Genomic DNA, 21190 nt, shown 5'->3' with positions numbered 1-21190 from the left:
CCAGTGCGTTAGTATGGCCTTTCATCTTTCGGAATGACTTTTCAGCATGCAATTCAGTGGCTTGAATAACGCCTCCAACCGAGTTTTCGATTTCATCTGTCTCTGGCTGCTGCCCCTGGGCTACCTGCTGCTGTTGAGCGACATGTTCTTTCTCCCGGGCCGTAGCGCGCATCACAAGATCTACTACGCCCTGTTCAGTGCACCCGCCCTGATCGCCCTGCTGCTGCGCCCACGGGAACTCAAGGAACTGGTCCGCGAGCCGCTGTTCATCGCCATCGTGACCTTCGCCCTGTGGACCATCCTCAGCCTGCTGTGGAGCCCACCCGTACCGGATGCCCTGAGCGACACAAAGCCGCCACTGCACACCCTGATGCTCTTCATAGGCTGCAGCCTGCTGGTGCGCTACCGCCCGGACAGTCTGCAACCGCTGATCTTCAGCGCCGCCATCATCGGCCTGTGCGCTACCCTGTACAACCTCTACATATTCTGGCGGACCCATACACCGGACCTGCGCATGGTGGGCGCCGGGGCCTTCGACAACCCACTGCTCAGCTCCCATGTCTTCGGCTTCTTCTGCGTCTACTGGATGAGCCTGAGCATGCTCTGCAAACGCCCGCAGACACTGCTGCTGAGCCTGCCGGCACTGCTGATCATGTTCTGCGCCGTGCTCGCCACCGGTTCGCGAACTCCCCTGGTCGCACTGACCCTGGCAGCCCTGTGGCTGAGCTTCATCTGCTGGAACCGGCGCTCGCTGATGGTGCTGGGAGCGATGCTGGCCAGTGCCATCGTGGTCTTCACCTTCTTCTCCGGGATGCTTTTCGAACGTGGCAACTCGTTCCGCTTCGAACTGTGGCGCATGACCCTGGAGCAGATCGCCTTCCATCCCTGGGTCGGACATGGCTACAACGCCGAACTGAGTATCGATCCCGGGGTCGGTTACAATCTGAGCGAGCCTCACAACTTCGCCCTCGGCGTACTCTTCTATGCCGGGATCATCGGTTTCCTGCCCTGGATTTTCATGCTTGGCTGGGGCCTGCTGAGCAGTTGGCGGCAACGTGTCCAACCACTGTTCATCCTGGCCTCCAGCTGGCTGGTATTCGGCATCGGCGCCGGACTCACCGAAGGTGGCGGCACACTGTCCCGCCCCAAGGAGCACTGGTACCTGCTCTGGGTCCCCCTGGCCCTGATCCTCGCCCTGACCGTCGCGCGGCGCACCCGACGCCTGCTGGACAGGCCAGTACGGTACCTGGATGCAAACTCCTTCGCCGGACTGGCCCGGGATGCCCGGGTCATTGAGGAGGACGGACTGGGTCCCAAGGTGCTGTGCCTGCAGAACGGAGACTACCTGAAGCTCTTCCGCTCCCGCCGTTTCTACAGTTCCGGCGGTTTCAATCCACAGTCGGAACGTTTTGCGATAAACAGCGACCGTCTGCGTGCCATGGGTATCCAGACCCCGGAGATCATCGGTCTTTATCACCTCAAGAATGGCAGCACGGCGGTGCATTACCGGCCATTGCCAGGCCAGACGCTCCGCCAGGTTCTGCAGTCGATGGGCTCGGCGGCGGTGCGCGAAGCACTGGTCGAGCGCTTCGGCAGGTTCCTGGGGCAATTGCATGAGCGCGGTGTCTATTTCCGCTCACTGCACCTGGGCAACGTGCTGCTGCTGGAAGATGGCGAGTTCGGCCTGATCGACCTGGCGGACATGCGGGTCTACCCCTCGCCTCTCCGACAAGCCCTACGCCAGCGCAACCTGCGCCATATGCAGCGCTATCGGGAAGACCGTGGCTGGCTTTTCGAAGAGCAGTTGCCGGCACTGCTCAAGGGCTATGCCTCGACGGCTTCCGACAGGTCGGTCACCTCGCTGCGCAAGGAAGCACAACTGCTGAACCAGACCGCCAAGGCCTGAGAAGTGTCGGTCGCCGACCCGTAAAGGTGCCGCGACCGATTGCAGGAGGTCAGCCCCGGCGCTGCCGGGCGTACTCCAGGAAGCTCTCGATGTCATCGCTGCACAGCTTGTCCGCCAGACCGTGCAGCTCCTCTTCCGGCCAATCCCACCAGGCACTGGCCAGCAGGGCATGACGTTGTTCCTCGGGAAAACGCCAGCGCAGGAAACGAGCCGGATTCCCGCCCACTACCGCGTAAGGCTCGACATCCCGGGTCACCAGGGCACCCGCCGCGACAATCGCCCCGGTTCCTACCGTAATCCCTGACAACAGCGTGCAGTTGGAGCACAACCATACATCGTTGCCAATCGTCACGTCGCCATGCGTCCCACTGTACCCGCTGATATGTGCGGCCTGCGAAACCATGGCGGGGAATGGAAAGGTGGTCACCCAGTCGGCCCGGTGATGACCACCCAGGAATATCTGTACCCCTTCGGCAATCGAGCAGTAGGCGCCGATGTTCAGGGTCGAGCCTTCCTGCCAGTCATGGACCTGTGGCAGACCATAACTTCCCCGGCCAAAACCATAATCGGGATAACGCTGCCTGAAACGCGCGGCGCCACGCTCTATCTTTGGGAGCTTGCGGATGGCCCGCTTAGCCCTTTTTTCGAGAAACCGCTGAATCCAGCCCATGCCTCAAGCTCCGTTCAACTCTTTTCCAGCGGCGAAAAGTACAACCGCGCCAGAGCCTTCCAGGTTTTACCCGTCCAGGCCTTGAACGGAATCTGCGCCAACAGTTCGCGAGCCAGCTTGCGATCACGATTGGAGGTTTTCAGGAACATCGAGTTGAGGAACTTGTAACGCACCTGATCGTACAAGGGGTGATCGCTGAACAGCGCATAGGTGCGCAGGATGCTGTCGATCATGAACCGGTGGTTCTTGTAGGAGTTGGTGGCGTGCTTGCGATAACGGGCCATCAGCACACCCAGGCCATCGATGAAGTAGCCGGCGCGGGTGATCTTCAACTCGATCAGCAGGTCCTCGAGACGGATCTGCGGATCGAACCCGCCAACCTTTTCCAGCGCCTCGCGACGGATGAGCAAGGTGGGAGCCGGCGGATAGGGCTTGCGCTCGAGGAACATGTCATCGAAATCCAGACGCCGGAACGGTACGTCACGGCGCTGGCGCTTCTCTGGAAACAGGTTGCCCTCGGAGTCGATCAGCTCGATATTGCCTGCGCAGATTCCCACCTCAGGCTTGCCGTCCATATGGGCGACCTGCACGGCGATACGCTCGGGCAGCATGATGTCATCGGAACCGAACGGCGCAATCAGGCTGCCATGGGAGCGTGCGATGGCACCGTTGAGCGTATTGGTCAGGCCCTGGTTCTGCTGGACCTGGAAATCGAAACCATGCTCTGCCTGCAGGCGGCGAATACGCTCGACACTGTCATCGGTGGAGCCGTCATCGACCACCAGCAACTCGATGTTCGGGTAGGTCTGGTTGAGCACGCTGAGAATGCTCTGCTCAATGTAGGGACCGTGGTTGTACGAAGCGATGATCACCGTCACCAGAGGCTGGGCGTCTGTCATGGATGTTCCTTACCAGCCTGAGCCAGGCCTGATTCAATCAACTCCAGGTATTGCCGACGGAATACCTCGATATCGTGTTGGTCCTGCAGATAGCGGTAGCTCTGCTCACCCTTGGCGCGCAACGCCTCGTCCGACAGACCAAGGTAGCTGTCCAGGGCCGCCGTCAGGGCCGGCACATTCGCCGGTTCCACCGCCAGGCCACCCGCCCCCTGGATCAGCGGCAGCATGGCCGGTACGCTGGATGCGATGACCGGCAGGTGCCCGCTCATGCCCTCCAGCAGCGCCAGGCCCAGCCCTTCGGCGAGGGAAGGCATGGTCCAGATATCGAACGCTCGGACGTACTGCAAGGCGTTCTCGCGGAAACCGAGCAAGTGGGCACGACCATCCAGGCCGAGGCGCTCGATCTCCTGGCGCAGGCGAGCCTCCTCGCGTCCGGCACCGATAATCACCAGCTGAGCTTCGGCATACTTGTCCTTGAGCGCGGCAAAGGCCTGGAGCAGATAGGTATGCCCCTTGACCGGCACCAGCCGTCCCAGCGCACCGACCAGGCGTGCCGAGGGCGACAGTCCCAGCAGTTCCCGGGCCCGCTCACGGGAATGCTGCAGACCCTCGGCCTGCTGGATATCGATCGCATTGGTGATCGCGTAGGTATTGGCATCGGTGAAACCGCAACGGCAGTCCAGCAGATACTGCTTCACCGCAGGCGAGACGCCTACGAAGCGCCAGCTCCGGTCGATCAGGCCCTGGGTCTGCCGCCGCCGATAGAAACGGTCGTACTCGCCAAAACCGTGGGAAATGCCGATACACAAGGGAATCTTCAGCCAACGATTGAGTTGCAGCAGCATGTTCACCGGCTTGAAGCGGTTGCACACCACGACATCGAATTTCTCCCTGCGGCAGAACTTGTACAGCTGCCACATCGCCCTGAGACGCATGCCCTTGAGGGCGCTGTCGGAGAATTCGAAATACACCGAGCGATCAGCCCGGCTGACAGGCTCGCCCGGCCCGGGACGCCCACGCAGGAATGCCGCCGTGACCTCGAAACGCTCGACAGGCAGGGCCTTGACGATCTGCTCGGCCAGGTCGGCGAAATCGTGCGACTTGACGTTGTAGTCCGGCTGCAGTTGCAGGACCTTGAAACGTTGACTCATAAATCTCCCCGCTGAAACCCTGTCGCATCGATGGTCCACGCCGGTTCCCGGGCCAGCAGCCGGAGTTGCCCGGGGTCGGCTTCAGGTAGCCTGGACCACTCATTACGCTTCCAGCACACAAAGTGAAAATATGGAAAAGAGCGCTCGCCATCGCGATCATTGGTCAGGCGCCCGTTGCGCCAGTACCAGCGGCTCGGAAAGTTACAGGTTCCATCATGCCACTTGATCACGCCGCCCGGCGTGCTGAAACATTCGGTGAATTCACTACGCCGCCGCCAGGGGTTGAACTTGCCCACCAGATCGAACAACGGTTTCGGGAAGTTCTTGCGCCACAGGAAAATGCGACTGAATGCCCCCTCATCCAGTGCATGATGCTCATGGTCGGTAAAGCGTTCGCGCCAGTTCCTGATCTGCATGAACACCTCGCGTTTGCGCGCGGTGTTGCGCATCAGGCACAAATGGCCGGCTACCCGGCGCTCATGAGTGGAGAACAGATCGTAACCGGCCAGGCGCTCGGCGGTGAAATACTCGCGCAGGTTGCCATACACCAGGTCGATATCACCGAATGCCCAGAAGTCATAGCCTTCCAGACGATCGGCATGGATATATCCCAGGGCCGGTTTGATATCACAGAGTTTGTAGGCGGCCTTCGGGGCAAAATCGATCTCCAGTCGGCGGGAGACCAACTGGCAGTAATTGTCGAAACTCATGCTCTCGATAGTGACATTGGGCGGCGTATCCTCCGGCACCCCACAATCGCTGAACAGCAGCCAGTCAATATCCGGGTTGTATCGGCAGCTTTCCAGAAAGAACGGCATCCAGAACGGCCAGCGCCCGAAATAGGGAATGATGAACAGAATACGCGGGTCTGGACGGGTCATTGGCAACTCACTGCAGGCTTCTGGAACTCAAGGGAACACTCTGTCCCAAGGGGCATTACCGACGCTCGAGCAACCAGAGCAATTCATGCCTTCTGACCGCCTTTCGAAAGAACTCGTTCTCGCCGTAGGGGGATTGTACCCTACTAGCCAGAAGCCACTGTATCGAACGTCGCAGTCGCCGCTTGAACGGAGCACGTGGTTGCAGATCATGCATCATGCCCAATGCCATGGCCTTGTCGCGCTGCTGCTCCAGCGACAGCGACAGACTATAGGGTTGCAGCACCAGCGCCGGATCGAAGACCGGCGGCAAGGCGACTCCCGCGCCTGAATCGCCCATGGGCCAGCGATCATTGTCATGCAGGTGGTTGGCATAGCCCAGCAGCGTGGTCGGCTGCCACTCCAATCCCTGCAACGCTTGCATCACCGCCGCCTGGGCGCAGATGTGATCCGGATGCGGATCAAGTGAAAAATGCGGTAACACAATTACCTGCGGCCGGGCCCGGCTCAGCAGCTCGCGCAGGTCGGCCAGCAGGTTGTTCCAACTGGGCACACCATCGCGATCACCGGGGAGGGTGAACGGATTGAGCTGGCGGAACAGGCGGATATCGTCGAGCTCGGCTTCGCGGGACGCCACCGGCTGGTCCGGTGCGGCCTGCATGGCCGGCAGTTGCAGGCAGAAATAGCCGAGCTGCACGCAATGCTCCTGCGGTACACCGGCCCAACGCGGCACCGCGATACTGTCCCAGGCCCGCAGCCGCCCCTTCAGGCGAGCCGCCTCGGCACGGGGCAAGCCCATCGCCTGGTAATGCTCGGCTTCGATTTCGCCCGCGGTCAGGGTCACGATCCAGGTTTCATCAGCCTGGCTGTACAGACCGTAGGCCGCCAACTCGGCATCGTCGGCATGGGGAGCGATCACCATGACCCGCTGCCGCCGCAGGTCCGGCTGGCGGAAAACCCACAGCACCGGCTCACCGAGCAAACGACAGAAACGCCCGCGCAAACGCAACGAGCCCCTGGTCAGCGCCGGGGCAAAGCCACCCAGGTTGAGATAGCGCAAACCATTGACGCCGCGCTCGAATGCCTGGCGATCGGAGGATTGCGCGCTCTCGATTTCGACTGCCGGATCGAGGAAGCGCCCCAGCCAGCGGCTCTTGAGCCTGACCGCCAGGATCAGGGTTTCCTCGCCGTCCAGTGCAAGGGCATCGTCCAGTTTCAACAGCCCACCGTCGAGACGGCCAGCGACCTGCTCACTGCCCTCGGGAAAGGCATATTGATAATCGTCGCCCGGGGAATAGAACAGGTGATCGGCAAACCAGGCTTCATGGGCAACCCAGGCCAGCAGTGCCAGGACCAGCGGCAGCCACCAGGCCACCAGCAGGCCGACCGCGACCAACAGCACCAGGCCGATCAACAGCGTCAGTCGCTTGTTACGGCGATGACGCTTGAGCAACTGCTGTTTACGGCTCATATCCTGAACACCGGCACGGGGTTGCACCAGCGATCCTTGTACTCACGGTCCGCACGCCCGAACGAAAAGCGCAGCGCCTTGCCCAGCGCGCGGGCATCTTCCCAGGCACTCTGGGTGTTGAGGAAGCTCAGCACGCTGCCCGGGCTGAATGCCCGGGTCTCGGGATCGACGCCGCCGTTGATGTACTCGACACTGATCCACTCGGGCGCCTCGACGCGGTAGATCAGTTGCACCGCGATCGGCGCATCGTTGAGAAAGATCACCGAACCGATCAGCAGTTCGCGCAGCAACTCGATGACCTCGGCCATGCGTGCCGCGCCGGTCGCCGCGAAACCCCAGCGCCGCTGGAACAGGTCGCAATAGATCGCCGCCAGTTCGGCACTGGAAAACTCGCCGACCGGGCGCACCACGCCGCCCGCCTCTTCGAGCAGGCGCAGTTCACGACGCTGGTTGTAGCGAAACTTCTTCGACAGGTCCTCCGGCGTGCGGGCCATCGCCAACTGTTCGGTCTGCGCCTGCAGGCCGCTGAACCGGTCGGCATTCAACTCGGACAGATAACGGCCACGGTGCCGCAACGGCGCCAGCGCACCGGCAGCCGCCGGCAGGATCAGTTCGGCGTTGCCGAGATCGAACAGGCCCTTCTTGCCCTGGCGCTTGAGCACGTCCTTGGACAACGCCAGGTCACGACCCCAGGTCGCAATCGCCGCCTTCAGCTCGCCACCCTGCTCGAAAGCCAGGTAACGCACCGGAATCCCGGCCAGATGCGCCAGGCGGTCGACCACCAGCGGGTGCGTCGCGACGCTGCCACCAAAACGCTGCCAGGCGGCACTGTAGGTCGCGGCATCCACCACCGACCAGCCGCGCTCGCGCCAACCCTGGAATAGGTTGAGCATCAGGCCTCCGCCGTCAGGTCGGTGACTTGCGGCAGGTGCCAGAAAGCCTCACGGACCGCCTGGTCCGAGAACCTCTCGTGCAACCGCGCCAGCATCCGTTCGGCACAGGCCTGGCGCTGCTCGTCATCCAGCGCAGCCAGGTGCTGCAGCCCCTGGGCCAGGTGCTCGGCATCGCCGAGGGGGAAAAGAATCCCGACACCTTCGACCACTTCCCTGGCCCCCCCACAGGCAGTGGCCAGCAGGGGCACACCGGCAGCCATGGCTTCCAGCAGGACCATGCCGAACGGCTCGTGATCGGAACTCAGGGCGAAAACGTCAAACCCACGAAAGTAACGGCGAGCCTGCGGGACCTGGCCGAGAAACAGCACACGCTCGGCGACCCCGAGCTCGGCGGCCAACGCCTTCAGTTTCTGCTCCAGGCGTCCGGTACCGAGTATCGCCAGCCGACTGTTGACCGGCAGACGCTCCAGAGCCTGGGCGAACCCGCGAATCAGCGTCGCCTGATCCTTGTCCGGATGCAGCCGGCCGACATTGCCGACGACCCAGGCGTCAGCCGGCAGCCCCAGGGCGGCACGCGCCTCGGCAGCCGGAAGCTGCGAAGCCTGCAATGCCTCGATGTCGATACGGTTGTAAAGCGTACGAATCCGCCCGGTCGGCCACTTCGGCAGGCACTGGCGCATATCGTCGCGTACGGCATCGGAAACGCCGAGCAGGCTCAGGCGCTTGCGAAACAGGTGGGCAAACAGCTTGCGGCTGCCCCGCACATAGTCACCGAACGCATGGTGTACGCCGATAACCGGCAACGCCGTGCCAAGCAGGGCGATGTAGATCGGCTTGAAGCGATGGGCGATGCAGAAGCTGAAGTCGCGCGAGGCGGCGATCTTGCGCAGGTCGCCGATAGCGCCGAGCTTGAGTCCCCGGATGGCCTTGGAGCTGTACTCCATGAACAGCACTTCGTCCGACGCACAGTCCGCGGCCACCTCGGCATCGGCGACACCGGTGAGAAACACCGTGGTCACCCGATAGCCGGTCCCGCTGAACAGGCTGGCGTACTGACGGGCGCAATCGAGGAACGGCCCGTCATATCCGTGGCAGAACTGCAGCACATGGCGCTCAGCCGAGCGAGTCATAAGCATCCGCGCCGTCTTTGACCACCAGGATGTCTTCCATGATCAGGTACTGCAGGTCGGAACCGAAGAACATGTTCAGGGCATCGGTCGGCGAGCAGATCATCGGTTCGCCACGACGGTTCAGCGAGGTGTTCAGCGACACGCCGTTGCCGGTCAGCACTTCCAGGGCCTTCATCATGTCGTAGTAGCGCGGGTTGTACTCGCGCTTGAGCACCTGGGCCCGAGAAGTACCGTCCTCGTGGACCACTTCCGGCACGCGGGTCTTCCACTCCTCGGCCACTTCGAAGGTGAAGGTCATGAACGGCGCCGGGTGATCGATCTTGATCATCTGTGGCGCAACGGTGTCGAGCATCGACGGGCAGAAAGGCCTCCAGCGCTCGCGGAACTTGATCTGGTGGTTGATCCGGTCGGCCACGCCGGCGACGCTCGGGCAACCGATGATCGAGCGGCCGCCCAGGGCACGCGGACCGAATTCCATGCGGCCCTGGAACCAGGCCACCGGGTTGCCGTCGACCATGATTTTGGCGATCTGCTCCGGCATGTTGTCCAGCTTGCGCCACTTCGGCGCATTCGGGTGACGGGCGCAGGCCGCGATCACGTCTTCGTTGCTGTAGGACGGGCCGAGGTAGACGTGCTCCATCTTCTCCACCGGCACACCGCGGGCGTGAGAAACGTAAGCGGCCGCCCCGACGGCGGTACCGGCGTCGCCGGAAGCCGGCTGGACGAACAGTTCCTTGATGTCATCGCGGGCGATGATCCGCTGGTTCAGCTTGACGTTCAGCGCACAGCCGCCAGCGAAGGCCAGCTTGCCGGTTTCCTTGAGAACGTCGCCCAGGTAGTGGTCGATCATCTGCAGCGCCAGCTTCTCGAACAGTGCCTGCATGCTGGCCGCGTAATGGATGTAGGGCTCGTCGGCAATGTCGCCTTCGCGCTTGGGCCCCAGCCACTCGATCAGCTTCGGCGAGAAGTAGAAGCCCTTGCCCTTTTCCTTGTAACGACGCAGGCCGATGACGTTGGCGTACTCGGTGTTGATCACCAGCTCGCCATTCTCGAAAGAGGCCAAGCGCGAGAAGTCGTACTTGCTGGCATCGCCGTAAGGGGCCATGCCCATCACCTTGAATTCGCCATCGAGCATTTCGAAGCCGAGGAATTCGGTGATCGCGCCATACAGGCCGCCCAGGGAGTCCGGATCGAAGAACTCCTTGATCTTGTGGATCCTGCCGTTTTCACCGTAGCCGAAGAAGGTGGTGGCGTACTCGCCCTTGCCGTCGATCCCGAGGATCGCGGTCTTCTCCTTGAAGCCGGAGCAGTGATAGGCGCTGGAAGCGTGGGCCAGGTGGTGCTCGACCGGTTCGATCCTGATCTTCTTCGGATCGAAGCCCAACTGCTCCAGGCACCAGACGATCTTCTTGCGATAGCGCTTGTAGCGACGGTTACCCATCAGGATCGCATCGAGGGCGCGATCCGGGGCGTACCAGTAACGCTTGGCGTAATGCCAGCGCGCCTTGCCGAACAGGCTGATCGGGGCGAATGGAATCGCGACCACGTCTACGTCCGAGGGCTTGATGCCGGCCTGCTCCAGGCAGAATTTCGCCGATTCGTAGGGCATGCGGTTCTTTGCATGTTTGTCGCGTACGAAGCGTTCTTCCTCGGCGGCCGCGATCAGCTTGCCGTCGATGTACAAGGCTGCGGAAGGATCATGGCTAAGGGCGCCGGACAGGCCAAGAATCGTCAATGCCACAGGGGTCTAGCCTCTTTAAGTCTGCATGCAGGCGGCGATGCGCCTGGAGAAAATGTGTCCTCGCAAGGGGCGAGAAACAGCTAAAGGGCGGGATTATAGCGTAAAAGCGGCGACAAGCCTCTAGGGGCAAGCCGTGAGCGGCAGATCGCCGCGGCGCAAGGGGCCGCGGCGATCACCCGGTCAACTGACCGGCTCGATGGTTTTCGGCAGCCGGGCATCGATGATCTGATACAAGGCACTGCTCTCGGGCCAGTTGCGCATGAACCGCGCCCGGTCGCGGGCATAGGCCGGGGCAAAGCGGCTGGCCGAAGAATGCTGGTGCACCGCATCCAGGTCGATCAGGGTCCAGCGCCCCTCGTGCCAGAACAGATTGTGCCCCTTGAAGTCGCCATGGCTGATGCGCTCGCGGATCAGGTCGGCAAACAGCTGCTCCAACGCCTGCAACTCGGCCTCGGGCACCGCACCGCTTTCAACATGGGGTGCAAAGCGCTGGATGATATCCGGCCCCGGCAGATACTCGGTCACCAGATAGGCCTGGCGACGCAACCAGAGAAAGCGTTTTTCCAGTACGGCCAGCGGCCTGGGCGTGGCGATGCCAAGAAACGCCAGGCGATTGCCCTCGCGCCACGAATGCCAGGCGCGGCTGGGGCGCCAGAAACGCTTGAGCCAGTGGGCAAAACCCTTGATGTTGTAGCGCTTGAGCAACAACGTGCGGCCATCGGCTTCGATTCGGCCGACGCTGGCCGCTCCGCCGGTCTTGTACAGGTGCCCCTGGTCGAGCAGATGATCGGCCTGGGCCAGCACCGGCAGCATGGCCGATTCTTCCTCGCGCCGAAGGGCGCGCAAGGCGAACGGCCCGCGCTGCACGCTGAACAGCGTGCACTCACGCCCGACCTTGCCGATGAAGTCCTTCAGGCGCCAGCCGCGGATTCGGTCGACCTGCTTGAGCAGGGCCTCCAACGGCAAGGCGTGCTCGGCATTGCTCAGCAGATAATGCACCAGCAATTCTTCGATGAACGGCTCGAAATGCCTGGGCAACTGGGCGAAAAACACCCCGAGGTTTTCCAGCACCTTCTGCCGCGACAGCGGCTTGCCCGCCTCTTCGGCACAAATCCCGGCACCATCGATCAGGTGCAACTTGCCGCCATGGCGCAACAGGTTGTCCAGGTGCAGGTCTTCCTGCCACAAGCCCTTGGCATGCATCTGCGCGATTGCCGCCAGGGCCTCGCCCAGCACCCGTTGCTGCTCATCAGCCAGGACCGGCAGCCTCTCCACCTGTTTCCAGGCGTCGGCCAGGCTTTCGGCCCCCTCCAGGAACTCGAAAAGCAGCCAGCCGCCCTCGCCTTCCTTCAGACCGTCGGCCAGCAACAGTGGCGTAGTCAGCCCCTGCTCGGCGAGCAGGCGCACACCCTGCAGTTCGCGCTGGAAGTGTCGAGCGGCCTTGCCGCCCACCAGCAACTTGGCCAGCACCGCACGACCGCGCCAGACCCCGGCACCGACATAACGCTGGCCAGGCAGCACCCGCAGCAGACTGAGCAGTTGCAACTGCCCCGGACCGGCAGCATCGGCCAGTTCGATGCTCAAGGGCAGAACCGGCGTACGCCCGGCGGATTTCAGTTCGGACAGGCGCATCAGCGACCCCCCTTCCTGCTGCGCCGTGCCCCCAGGCGCTGAAGCCAGGCATCCACCCGCGAAGCATCCACCGGCTGATCGAGGTAGGCCGCCAGCAGCGTCCGCACATCGGCTTCGCTCCAGACCGGCGCCCGACGCAGCAAGGGTTCCAGATCCTTGACCCGGTCACGCCGGCCGAACAGCAGCGGTCGGGTTTTCTCCAGGTCGATCAACCGCGCCTGGTAACCACCTGCCGTCTCCTGCAGGAAAATATGCTTGGGATAGAAACAACCGTGGATCTGCCGCACCCCGTGCAGTTGCCGGGCCAGCAGCCCACAGCATCGCAGGATCGCCTGGCGCTGCGTCGGCGCCAGTTGCGACCACTGCTCCAGCAGCGAGTCCAGGTCGCTCCAGCCATCCAGCGCCCGGGTCAACAATACGGCCCGGCGCTCGCCCTTCACCGCACGCTCGCCAAAGAACGCCGCCTGCAGGGCCGGGATACCCAAGCGCTGATAACGGCTGATATTGCGGAACTCACGGGCAAAGGTCGGTTCGCCCAGTGGGCTGTGCAGGGTGCGCGTCAGGTAATTGCTCTGGCGCTTGAGGTAATAGCCCTGGCCTTCCAGCTCCAGCCGATACACGCTGCTCCAGCCACCGCCACTGGTGTTGGGCTCATCCACCGCGTCCAGCGCCTTGTTCCACAGCGCATCGAAGTTGCCGAGTCCGTTGCGTTCCAGCAACGCGCGGTCGACAGCCGCCAGGAAGTCGGTCATTCCCGTCCCTCGAAAAATCTCAACACATGCCGAATGCGCTTCTTGTCCGCCGCATTCAGCCGACTACGTTGGCGGTACTGCAGGTAGAACCGCAGCCGCTGGGTGGCCGACAAGTGATACTTGGCGACCTTGTCCAGGCAGGCCAGGTCCTTGGTGATCCGATAGCGCAGCCAGAAGCCGCGCCAGAACTCGCCGTTGGGACAATCGATCAGGAACAGCCGGTGCTGGTCATCGACCAGCAGGTTGCGCCACTTCAGATCGTTATGAGTGAAGCGCTGGTCATGCATGATCCGCGTGTAGCGGGCCAACTGCCGACTGATGCCATCGACCCAGGCGCGATCGCGCAACAGCGGATCGTTGCGATTGGCCAGCGCCGAAAGGTCCTCGGTCCTGGGCAGTTCGCGAGTGATCATGGCCCCCCGATGATAGGCCGCGCCACGGCGCTCCAGGCCCCAGGCGATGACTTCGGCGGTCGGAATGCCCCACTTGGCGAAACGCTTGAGATTCTGCCATTCGGAACGGACCCGGGGCCGGCCGAAATACTGCCGCAACCCCTTGCCCGCGCCGGAGTAACGCTTGACGTAATAGTTCACACCGTCGCGGTTGACCCGGATGACCTCGGACAACGGGTCACGGGTCAGGTGCTCGCCCTCGAGGGCGAATACCGCTTCCAGGCTGCCAAAGTCATCCGCCAGCGCCGCGTATTCAGGCTCCAGTTTCCAACCCGACATCAGAGCGCATCCCCGTAGCGCTGCTTGCGCTTGTAGAGTTTGTCGGCCTTGCGTTCCAACCACGCCAGCAGCGCAGCCTCGTCACGCAGGACCTCACGCAGCGGCCGGCGGAAATAGCCCTGCAGAAAACGCAACTTGTCGCGCCGGGTGAGGCCGATATCCAGCACCGAGAAATACAGGCCCGCCAGGTCCTTGTTGCGCCAGCGGCGCGGAATGCTCGGGCGAACCTGCGCACGATGCAGGTCGATGACCGAAAGCTTGAGGTCATCGGCCGTCACCGGCTTGTCGGTATGCAGCAGGAAATGGGCGATATAACAGTCGCGATGGTTGAGCCCGGCCCGATGCATGCCACCGGTCATGCGCGCCACTTCGGCAATCAGCGCACGCTTGAGCCGGGGCTGCGGCGGCTGCACGGGCCATTGCAGGGTGTAATCCTCGAGGCTGACGGTCGGCGCCAGCTCCTCGGTGACGATAAACGAATCCTGGCCGGCCGGATTGCTGCCACGCTCGCCATAGGCCACGCCGGTCATGGTGGGCACACCGGCCTTGTGCAGGCACTCGATAGCACGCCACTCCTGGCCGGCACCCAGCACCGGCATTTTCGCGGTCAACAGGTTCTTGAAGATTTCGCGCCAGCCAATGCCATGATGGATCTTCACGAAGTAGCCACGCCCGGCGACTTCCGTGCGCAACGTCCGACGAGCCTCCAGCTCGCGATAAACCTTGCCCTGCAAGCGCTCGACCTCGGCGAACGCATCGCGTCCGGCCCACAGGCTCTTGAAGGGTTCGGCAAGGATCAACTTCATCAATGCTGCTCCGCCAGAATCACATCCGCAGCGTGCTGCGGCATGCTGTAGAGGTCGGCCGTCTCGGCGAAGGCCAGACCGTTGCGGCTCCATGCCGTGCGTGCCGCCCCATCGGACAGCATCCGGTTCAGGTATTGATTGAGCTGGTTCTGCTCGAAGGGCTCGTCCAGCACCAGGCCGCCATCGGCCTCGGCAATGTAATGGGCATAACCGCAGACCGCACTGACCAGCACCGGCAAGCCGGACACCAGCGCCTCCAGCAGCACGGTACCGGTGTTCTCGTTGTAGGCCGGGTGAATCAGCAGGTCGGCGCCCAGCAGGAAACGCGGGATATCGCTGCGCCCCTTGAGAAACTGCACATGCTCGCCCAGCCCCAGTGCCGCGCTCTGCACCTGGAAGACCTTGGGATCGTCCTGACCGATTACAAACAACCGGGTGCGCTTCCTAAGCTCCGCCGGCAATGCCGCCAGGGCCTTGAGACTGCGATCGACGCCCTTGGTCTTGAAGCCGGAGCCGATCTGCACCAACAGGCAGTCGTCGTCCGCCAGCTTGAATTCACGGCGGAACTCGGCGCGGATTTCAGCGGCATTGGCCGGCGCCCGGCGGTCCTGGGCAATCCCCGGCGGCAACAGATGAAAGCGCTCCAGCGGCGTGTCGTAATGCTTGATGAACAGCGGCTGCTGGACTTCGGAGATCATCAGGATCTCGGTCTTCGCGTCGCGGGCGAACACCGCCCGCTCGTACTCGGCGAAGTGCTTGTAGCGCCCCCAGAAACGGTACAGCGAATGACGCAGGTTCTGCGCCTTGTCCTCGAAGCAGCCATCGGCGGCGTAGTACACATCCAGTCCCGGCATCTTGTTGAAACCGATCAGCCGGTCGACCGGACGCCTGGCCAGGTCGGCTTCCATCCAGGCACTGAGCTTCTCGTTACGCCGATGATTGGAAAACGCCTTGATCGGCACCACCAGCACCTCGAAGCCTGGCGGAATATCGCCTTCCCAGATCAGCGTGTAGACGCGGATCTGGTGCCCGCGCCGCTGGCATTCCAGGGCGATGCGCATGAAATCGCGCTGCAGGCCACCAAAGGGAAAGTACTTGTACAGGACAAAAGCCAGTTGCATCAGTGCCGCTCCTCGGCCAGTAACAACGCGGTCAGCCGGCTGGCAACACGTTCGGGATTGAGCCGCGTGAAGCACAGCGGCAACTCGCGCCTGAGATCGAAGCGCTTCTGGTCTTCGGGGGTGGGCACGTAGGTGCATTTCTTCTGCAGGCAGGGCGCACAGGGGAAGTCGCTCGCCAGGTGGACCTGCGACTTGCCATAGGCCCCGGTCAGCCCCGGATTGGTCGGGCCGAACAGCGACAGGGTCGGCACATCCAGCGCCGCGGCCAGGTGACCGAGACCGGTATCCACGGCAACGCAGGCGCTGGCATCGGCCAGAACCTTGCCCACACCGGCCAGATTCAGCTTCGGCAACACCACCGCATGCCTCAGCCCCCGGGCGATACGCTCGGCACGCGCCTTCTCGACAGCGTTGCCCCAAGGCAACTTCACCTCGACGCCCAGGTGCCCCATCCGCTCGGCCAGCTCACGCCAGTAGGCTTCGGGCCAATGCTTGGTGTCCCAGGTGGTGCCATGAAGGAACAGCACGAACGGCGTCTTGCTGCGTGGCAACACCACCAGCTTCTCGACATCCAGGCCGTAATCGCCCAGCCCGCCGGGCAAGTCATAGCCCAGCGCCACAGCGAACAACTGCCGCACCCGCTCGACCGCATGCTGCCCCCGCGCCACAGCCAGGCGCCGGGAATAGAAACGACTGGCCAGCGGCTCACGGGCCGACTGTTTGTCCAGCCCGGCAACCGGGGCCTTCACATAGCGGGTCAGGAACGCACTTTTCACCAGCCCCTGGGCATCGATCACCAGGTCGTATTTCGTCGCCCGCACATTCTGCTTGAAGCGCTTCCATTCGCCACTTTTGAACGTCTGCCAGAGGTTCTTGCGCCAGCGGCGGATCGCCACCGGAATCACCTTGTCCACCGCCGGATGCCAGCTCGGAATCTCGGCAAAACCTTCCTCGACCACCCAGTCGAAGCGGATGCCGGGAATGGCCCGGGCCGCATCGGTCAGCGCCGGCAGGGCATGAATCACGTCCCCCAGGGAGGACGTCTTGACCAGCAATACGCGCAAGTTACCGCACCTCGACGGGGGAGCCCTGCAGACGCTGCAGGGCCTCATTCACCGGCGCAGGCAACAGCTGGCGCAGGCAATTGTAGTGCCCGAAGCGGCAGGTACGCTCGAAGCAGGGGCTGCACTCCAGGCCCAGGCGGACGATTTCCACCTGATCCGCCAACGGCGGCGTGAAGCCTGGCGAGGTCGAGCCGTACACCGCCACCAGCGGACGATTCAGCGCAGCCGCCACGTGCATCAGGCCCGAGTCGTTGGAGACCACCGAGTCGGCACAGGACAGCAGGTCGATCGCCTCGGCCAGCGATGTGGCGCCACTGAGATTCACCGCCTCTTCGCGCAAACCGGGAATCAGCCGCTGGCGAATATCCTCGCCGACCGCATGGTCGTTCTTCGAACCGAACAGCCAGACCTGCCAGCCTTCACGGATCTTCGTCTCGGCGACTTTCGCATAGTGCTCCGAGGGCCAGCGCTTGGACTCGCCGAACTCGGCGCCCGGGCACAGGGCCAGTACCGGCCGGTCGAGCACCAGCTCGAACTTGCCCAGCGCCGCCGCGCGGCTGGCCGGATCGATCTGCAGCAAAGGGCGTGGATAAGGCGTCGGCAATTCGGCGCCCGGCTCGTAGGCCAGGGCCATGAACCGCTCGATCATCAGCGGATAGCGCTCCTTGTCCAGCTTGCGCACATCATTGAGCAGGCCATAGCGGAATTCTCCACGCCAGCCGGTGCGCTTCGGGATACCGGCAAAAAACGGCACCAGCGCCGACTTCAACGAGTTGGGCAGGAGAATGGCCTGATCGTACTGGCCCGCCAGGGACTTGCCGATCTTGCGCCGGGTGGCCAGGTCGAGCACACCGTGGCCGAGCGGAAAGCTCAAGGCCGCACGAACTTCGGGCATGCGTTCGAGGATCGGGCGACTCCACTCGGGAGCCAGCACATCGATCTCGCACTGCGGGTGGCGTTGCTTCAGGCACTGGAACAGTGTCTGAGCCATCACCATGTCACCGACCCAGCTGGGCCCAACGATGAGAATTTTCATAAATATTCCGGAAACGATCAGGGAGGCCTGTAGCCTCCCCGGTCTTTGCCCATGGCCGTCCCAGGCCGTGTACGAAACCGCCTGCGCGACGAGTTCCATGCAGGCCCTAGCTTAGTCCCAGTTCAGCCCAGATCCGCATCACATCGCGCCGTTCGACCGTGAACTGGTCGCCGCCGATGACGCCGGCCTCCTTCTGCAGGGCCTGGCGGTGGGCGGCGGAACGGTAGGCCTTGTAGGCCTCGCGCAGCAGGGCGGCATCGGCGGCGGGGATCAACCCGGCCTGCTCCAGCCCTTCCAGAATGCGGATGTTATCCGTGTAACGCAGTAATGCCGGGTGCTCTTTCGACCAGGCCAAAGTCGCGTATTGCACCATAAATTCGATATCGACGATACCTCCGGCGTCCTGCTTGAGGTCGAACGGCGCCGTCGCCTCGAAGGCATTGGCCGCGGTGCCGGCCGCGGTCGCCTTGCTGCCGAGGTTGTCGCGCATCTTGGCGCGCATCTCGCTGACCTCCTGGCGCAGGGTCGGCAGGTCCCGCTCACGCCCCAGCACCGCCGCGCGGACTTTCTCGAAGGCCGCCCCGACGCCCGGGCAACCCACCAGCACCCGGGCACGGATCAACGCCTGGTGTTCCCAGGTCCAGGCCTCGTTCTGCTGATAGCGCTCGAACGCCCCGAGGGAACTGACCAGCAGCCCGGAAGCCCCCGACGGACGCAGGCGCATGTCCACCTCATAGAGCTGGCCGGAGTTGGTCTGGGTGGTCAACAGGTGAATGATCCGCTGCCCCAGGCGGGTGAAGAACTGTGCCGTATCGATCGGCTTGGCGCCGTCGGTCTCGGCATTCGGATCGCCATCATGGATGAACACCAGGTCCAGGTCGGAACCGTGCCCAAGCTCGATCCCGCCCACCTTGCCATAGCCGACAATGATGAAGCCGGGATCGCACAGGCTGCCATCGGCACGCCGCGGCGAACCGTACTTGCTCACGGTCTGCCGCCAGGCCAGGGCCAGCACCTGCTCCAGGATCGCCTCGGCCAGCCAGGTCAGGTAGTCGCTGACCTTCATCAGCGGCAGGCTGCCGGAGATTTCCGAAGCGGCGACCCGCAGCCGATGCGCCAGCTTGAAGTGGCGCAGGGCCTCCATCTGCTGTTCGAGGTCATCCTCGGGAATCCGTGTCAGGCGCTCACGCAGCTCGGCCGCCAGCTCCGGTGCCAGCGGCGGCTTGAACAGCCGCCCCTCGTTGAGCAACTCGTCAAGCAGCATCGGGAACCGGGTGATCTGCTCGGCAATCCACGGGCTGGCGGCACACAGAGTCAGCAACTGGCGCAAGGCCCCGGGGTTTTCCGTGAGCAGCACAAGGTAGGCAGAACGCCGGGCGACCGCCTCGACCAGCGGCAACACCCGCTCCAGCACCAGGTCCGGGTCGGCATGTTCGACCGCCTGGGCCAGCAACCGTGGGATAAAGGCATCCAGGCGCTCGCGACCGAGACGCTGCATGGCCCGCAACTGCGCACTGGCACGCAATGATGCAAGCTGCCTCAACGCCTTGGGCGCATCCTTGAAACCGGCTTCCTGCAACTGACGGCTGGCAGCCTCTTCATCCTGGGCCTCTTCCCACAAGGGCAACCATTCGCCACCGACGGCCACCTGGCATTCTTCGCTCTCATCTTCGTCCGGGTCGGCGATGACCTGGCGAAAATGCCAGTCGATCCGGCCACGCCAGTGCATCAACTGCTCATGAAAGGCCGACCAACTGTCGAAACCGAGCATGAAGGCGATACGTGCCCGATCCTTTTCGTCATCGGGCAGCATCTGGGTCTGACGGTCGGCAATCGCCTGGATCGCATGCTCGGTATAACGCAGGAACTCATAGCCGGCGCGCAGTTCGGCGACCACCGCCGACGGCAGGTAGCCCTGGCCCTCGAGGGTGCCCAGGACCTTCAGCAAGGGCCGCTGCTGCAGGCTCAGGTCACGCCCGCCGTGAATCAGCTGGAACGCCTGGGCGATGAACTCGACCTCGCGAATGCCGCCTGAGCCCAGCTTGATGTTCTCGGCCATGCCCTTGCGGCGCACTTCCTGCTGAATCAGCTGTTTCATGGTGCGCAGCGCTTCGATCGCCGAGAAGTCCAGGTAGCGCCGATAGACGAACGGACGGAGCATTTCCAGCAGGTGCGCGCCCGCCGCCTGGTCGCCGGCCACCACCCGCGCCTTGATCATCGCGTAGCGTTCCCAGTCGCGCCCCTGGTCCTGGTAATACTGCTCCAGGGCGTTGAAGCTCAGCACCAGCGCCCCGGCCGAGCCATAGGGACGCAGGCGCATGTCGACGCGGAAGACGAAACCGTCGACGGTGATCGGGTCCAGCGCCTTGATCAGCCGCTGGCCCAGGCGGATGAAAAACTCCTGGTTGTCCAGCGGGCGTTTGACCCCGACGGTCTCGCCGCCTTCCGGGTAGGCGAAGATCAGGTCGATGTCGGAGGACAGGTTCAATTCCACGGCACCGAGCTTGCCCATGCCGAGGATGACCATCTGCTGCGGCTCGCCGCTGCGCCGACCGGTCGGCGTACCGAACTGCTGGCAATGGCGCAGGTACAGCCATTGATAGGCCTGATCGATACAGGCGTCGGCCATGTCCGAAAGGTCGCGACAGGTCTGCACCAGGTCGGCCTGGCGCGTCAGATCGCGCCAGATGATCCGCACCTGCTGGCGATTGCGCTGACGACGCAGGACCCGCCCCAGCTCATCCTCGGTTTCGGCCTGCTGGACGGCGGCGGCGATCTGACCGCACAGTTCGCCGGGAGCGAAGACCCGGTCCAGGTCGCCGAACTGCACCAGCTCCAGCAACATCAAAGGGTCACGAACCACCTGTTCAATAAAGAAGTCGCTGGCGGCACTGACCCGGGCGAAATCGGCCCAGCGCCCGGGCGGCCATCCGGCCAGGCCGTGATCGTCGCCCAGTGCGGAGACGGCCGCACGGAAGGACTGTTCGGCCCGACTGACAAAAGGCTGGAGAACGGCCGGCAAAACGGCCAGTGCAGGTAGGCTCATGGTCTATCCTTGATCGGCGAACAAGCAGCCGCGAACGGTGAGGGCGAGAAGCATGCCCCGGAAAGTAGTGTCGAACAAAAGTTGGAAATAGCTGATAATCGTTTTTTTTTGGCAGCCAACATCAAGCAAACACCTGACAAGGTTTATTTTCAACCAACAATATCGATTATTCTCACAACGCAGCAGGAAGTTTTCGTACGTTGATCTGTAGTTTTACTACTCGTCTATACATTCGAAAGGCTGAAATGGTTGGCGATTTGTAG

The 21190-nt window shown here is 63.0% G+C and carries 18 protein-coding genes; 2 read left to right on the top strand and 16 right to left on the bottom strand.

The window, feature by feature from the left end:
- Positions 1–46: 46 nt before the first annotated feature.
- Positions 47–1906 (top strand): bifunctional O-antigen ligase/aminoglycoside phosphotransferase family protein, encoded by a 1860-nt coding sequence (locus tag PF66_RS05810; protein WP_054062119.1) that lies wholly within the window; start codon positions 47–49, stop codon positions 1904–1906.
- A 49-nt stretch (positions 1907–1955) separates the two neighbouring features.
- On the opposite strand, the gene PF66_RS05805 is transcribed toward PF66_RS05810, so the two are convergent.
- The 16 genes from PF66_RS05805 to glnE form a co-directional block, all read right to left on the bottom strand.
- Positions 1956–2576 carry a CatB-related O-acetyltransferase gene (locus PF66_RS05805; protein ID WP_054062118.1) on the bottom strand — a complete coding sequence of 207 codons (621 nt, stop codon included), beginning with the start codon at positions 2574–2576 and terminating at the stop codon, positions 1956–1958.
- 14 nt (positions 2577–2590) lie between these two features.
- On the bottom strand, positions 2591–3475 hold the full coding sequence (locus PF66_RS05800) for a glycosyltransferase (RefSeq protein WP_054056541.1): 885 nt from the start codon (positions 3473–3475) through the stop codon (positions 2591–2593).
- Positions 3472–4626 (bottom strand): glycosyltransferase family 4 protein, encoded by a 1155-nt coding sequence (locus tag PF66_RS05795; protein ID WP_054056540.1) that lies wholly within the window; start codon positions 4624–4626, stop codon positions 3472–3474. The genes PF66_RS05800 and PF66_RS05795 overlap by 4 nt, the downstream gene beginning before the upstream one ends.
- Positions 4623–5507: a DUF6625 family protein gene (locus tag PF66_RS05790; RefSeq protein ID WP_054062117.1), complete on the bottom strand. Its 885-nt coding sequence runs from the start codon at positions 5505–5507 to the stop codon at positions 4623–4625. Before PF66_RS05790 ends, PF66_RS05795 begins: the two co-directional genes overlap by 4 nt.
- A gap of 55 nt (positions 5508–5562) precedes the next feature.
- Positions 5563–6975 (bottom strand): PIG-L deacetylase family protein, encoded by a 1413-nt coding sequence (locus PF66_RS05785; RefSeq protein ID WP_054062116.1) that lies wholly within the window; start codon positions 6973–6975, stop codon positions 5563–5565.
- Entirely contained in the window at positions 6972–7868 is an 897-nt protein-coding gene (locus PF66_RS05780) for a GNAT family N-acetyltransferase (RefSeq protein ID WP_054062115.1), read from the bottom strand. Before PF66_RS05780 ends, PF66_RS05785 begins: the two co-directional genes overlap by 4 nt.
- A complete protein-coding gene (locus PF66_RS05775) occupies positions 7868–8998 on the bottom strand; it encodes a glycosyltransferase (RefSeq protein ID WP_054062114.1) in 1131 nt (376 codons plus the stop codon). The genes PF66_RS05780 and PF66_RS05775 overlap by 1 nt, the downstream gene beginning before the upstream one ends.
- Positions 8982–10739 carry a carbamoyltransferase family protein gene (locus PF66_RS05770; protein ID WP_054062113.1) on the bottom strand — a complete coding sequence of 586 codons (1758 nt, stop codon included), beginning with the start codon at positions 10737–10739 and terminating at the stop codon, positions 8982–8984. Before PF66_RS05770 ends, PF66_RS05775 begins: the two co-directional genes overlap by 17 nt.
- A 180-nt stretch (positions 10740–10919) precedes the next feature.
- Positions 10920–12371: a lipopolysaccharide kinase InaA family protein gene (locus PF66_RS05765; RefSeq protein ID WP_054056534.1), complete on the bottom strand. Its 1452-nt coding sequence runs from the start codon at positions 12369–12371 to the stop codon at positions 10920–10922.
- Complete coding sequence (locus PF66_RS05760) at positions 12371–13123, bottom strand: lipopolysaccharide kinase InaA family protein (RefSeq protein ID WP_054062112.1); 753 nt, start codon at positions 13121–13123, stop codon at positions 12371–12373. Before PF66_RS05760 ends, PF66_RS05765 begins: the two co-directional genes overlap by 1 nt.
- Entirely contained in the window at positions 13120–13854 is a 735-nt protein-coding gene (locus PF66_RS05755; RefSeq protein WP_054056532.1) for a lipopolysaccharide kinase InaA family protein, read from the bottom strand. Before PF66_RS05755 ends, PF66_RS05760 begins: the two co-directional genes overlap by 4 nt.
- A complete protein-coding gene (gene rfaP, locus PF66_RS05750) occupies positions 13854–14660 on the bottom strand; it encodes a lipopolysaccharide core heptose(I) kinase RfaP (RefSeq protein WP_054056531.1) in 807 nt (268 codons plus the stop codon). Before rfaP ends, PF66_RS05755 begins: the two co-directional genes overlap by 1 nt.
- Entirely contained in the window at positions 14660–15781 is a 1122-nt protein-coding gene (locus PF66_RS05745; protein ID WP_054062111.1) for a glycosyltransferase family 4 protein, read from the bottom strand. The genes rfaP and PF66_RS05745 overlap by 1 nt, the downstream gene beginning before the upstream one ends.
- Positions 15781–16845, bottom strand: coding sequence for a lipopolysaccharide heptosyltransferase I (gene waaC / locus PF66_RS05740; protein WP_054056529.1), 1065 nt, complete (start codon positions 16843–16845; stop codon positions 15781–15783). The genes PF66_RS05745 and waaC overlap by 1 nt, the downstream gene beginning before the upstream one ends.
- A 1-nt stretch (position 16846) precedes the next feature.
- Entirely contained in the window at positions 16847–17881 is a 1035-nt protein-coding gene (gene waaF / locus PF66_RS05735) for a lipopolysaccharide heptosyltransferase II (RefSeq protein WP_054062110.1), read from the bottom strand.
- A 106-nt stretch (positions 17882–17987) separates the two neighbouring features.
- Positions 17988–20927 carry a bifunctional [glutamate--ammonia ligase]-adenylyl-L-tyrosine phosphorylase/[glutamate--ammonia-ligase] adenylyltransferase gene (glnE, locus tag PF66_RS05730; RefSeq protein WP_054062109.1) on the bottom strand — a complete coding sequence of 980 codons (2940 nt, stop codon included), beginning with the start codon at positions 20925–20927 and terminating at the stop codon, positions 17988–17990.
- Positions 20928–20936: 9 nt separating this feature from the next.
- Between glnE and PF66_RS32610 the strand changes: the two genes are divergently transcribed.
- On the top strand, positions 20937–21131 hold the full coding sequence (locus PF66_RS32610; protein ID WP_152972970.1) for a hypothetical protein: 195 nt from the start codon (positions 20937–20939) through the stop codon (positions 21129–21131).
- The last annotated feature ends 59 nt before the right edge of the window (positions 21132–21190 follow it).

It is taken from the genome of Pseudomonas asplenii, from assembly GCF_001293465.1.
Taxonomy (GTDB): Bacteria; Pseudomonadota; Gammaproteobacteria; order Pseudomonadales; family Pseudomonadaceae; genus Aquipseudomonas; species Aquipseudomonas fuscovaginae_B.
The sequence above is the reverse complement of the archived record's forward strand: the minus strand, read 5'-3'. Positions and strand labels throughout refer to the sequence as shown.

Bases quoted from the DNA above. Each gene is read 5' to 3' on its own strand.
- PF66_RS05810 (WP_054062119.1), top strand. From the start codon at position 47: ATGCAATTCAGTGGCTTGAATAACGCCTCCAACCGAGTTTTCGATTTC.
- PF66_RS05805 (WP_054062118.1), bottom strand. From the start codon at position 2,576: ATGGGCTGGATTCAGCGGTTTCTCGAAAAAAGGGCTAAGCGGGCCATC.
- PF66_RS05800 (WP_054056541.1), bottom strand. From the start codon at position 3,475: ATGACAGACGCCCAGCCTCTGGTGACGGTGATCATCGCTTCGTACAAC.
- PF66_RS05795 (WP_054056540.1), bottom strand. From the start codon at position 4,626: ATGAGTCAACGTTTCAAGGTCCTGCAACTGCAGCCGGACTACAACGTC.
- PF66_RS05790 (WP_054062117.1), bottom strand. From the start codon at position 5,507: ATGACCCGTCCAGACCCGCGTATTCTGTTCATCATTCCCTATTTCGGG.
- PF66_RS05785 (WP_054062116.1), bottom strand. From the start codon at position 6,975: ATGAGCCGTAAACAGCAGTTGCTCAAGCGTCATCGCCGTAACAAGCGA.
- PF66_RS05780 (WP_054062115.1), bottom strand. From the start codon at position 7,868: ATGCTCAACCTATTCCAGGGTTGGCGCGAGCGCGGCTGGTCGGTGGTG.
- PF66_RS05775 (WP_054062114.1), bottom strand. From the start codon at position 8,998: ATGACTCGCTCGGCTGAGCGCCATGTGCTGCAGTTCTGCCACGGATAT.
- PF66_RS05765 (WP_054056534.1), bottom strand. From the start codon at position 12,371: ATGCGCCTGTCCGAACTGAAATCCGCCGGGCGTACGCCGGTTCTGCCC.
- PF66_RS05760 (WP_054062112.1), bottom strand. From the start codon at position 13,123: ATGACCGACTTCCTGGCGGCTGTCGACCGCGCGTTGCTGGAACGCAAC.
- PF66_RS05755 (WP_054056532.1), bottom strand. From the start codon at position 13,854: ATGTCGGGTTGGAAACTGGAGCCTGAATACGCGGCGCTGGCGGATGAC.
- rfaP (WP_054056531.1), bottom strand. From the start codon at position 14,660: ATGAAGTTGATCCTTGCCGAACCCTTCAAGAGCCTGTGGGCCGGACGC.
- PF66_RS05745 (WP_054062111.1), bottom strand. From the start codon at position 15,781: ATGCAACTGGCTTTTGTCCTGTACAAGTACTTTCCCTTTGGTGGCCTG.
- waaF (WP_054062110.1), bottom strand. From the start codon at position 17,881: ATGAAAATTCTCATCGTTGGGCCCAGCTGGGTCGGTGACATGGTGATG.
- glnE (WP_054062109.1), bottom strand. From the start codon at position 20,927: ATGAGCCTACCTGCACTGGCCGTTTTGCCGGCCGTTCTCCAGCCTTTT.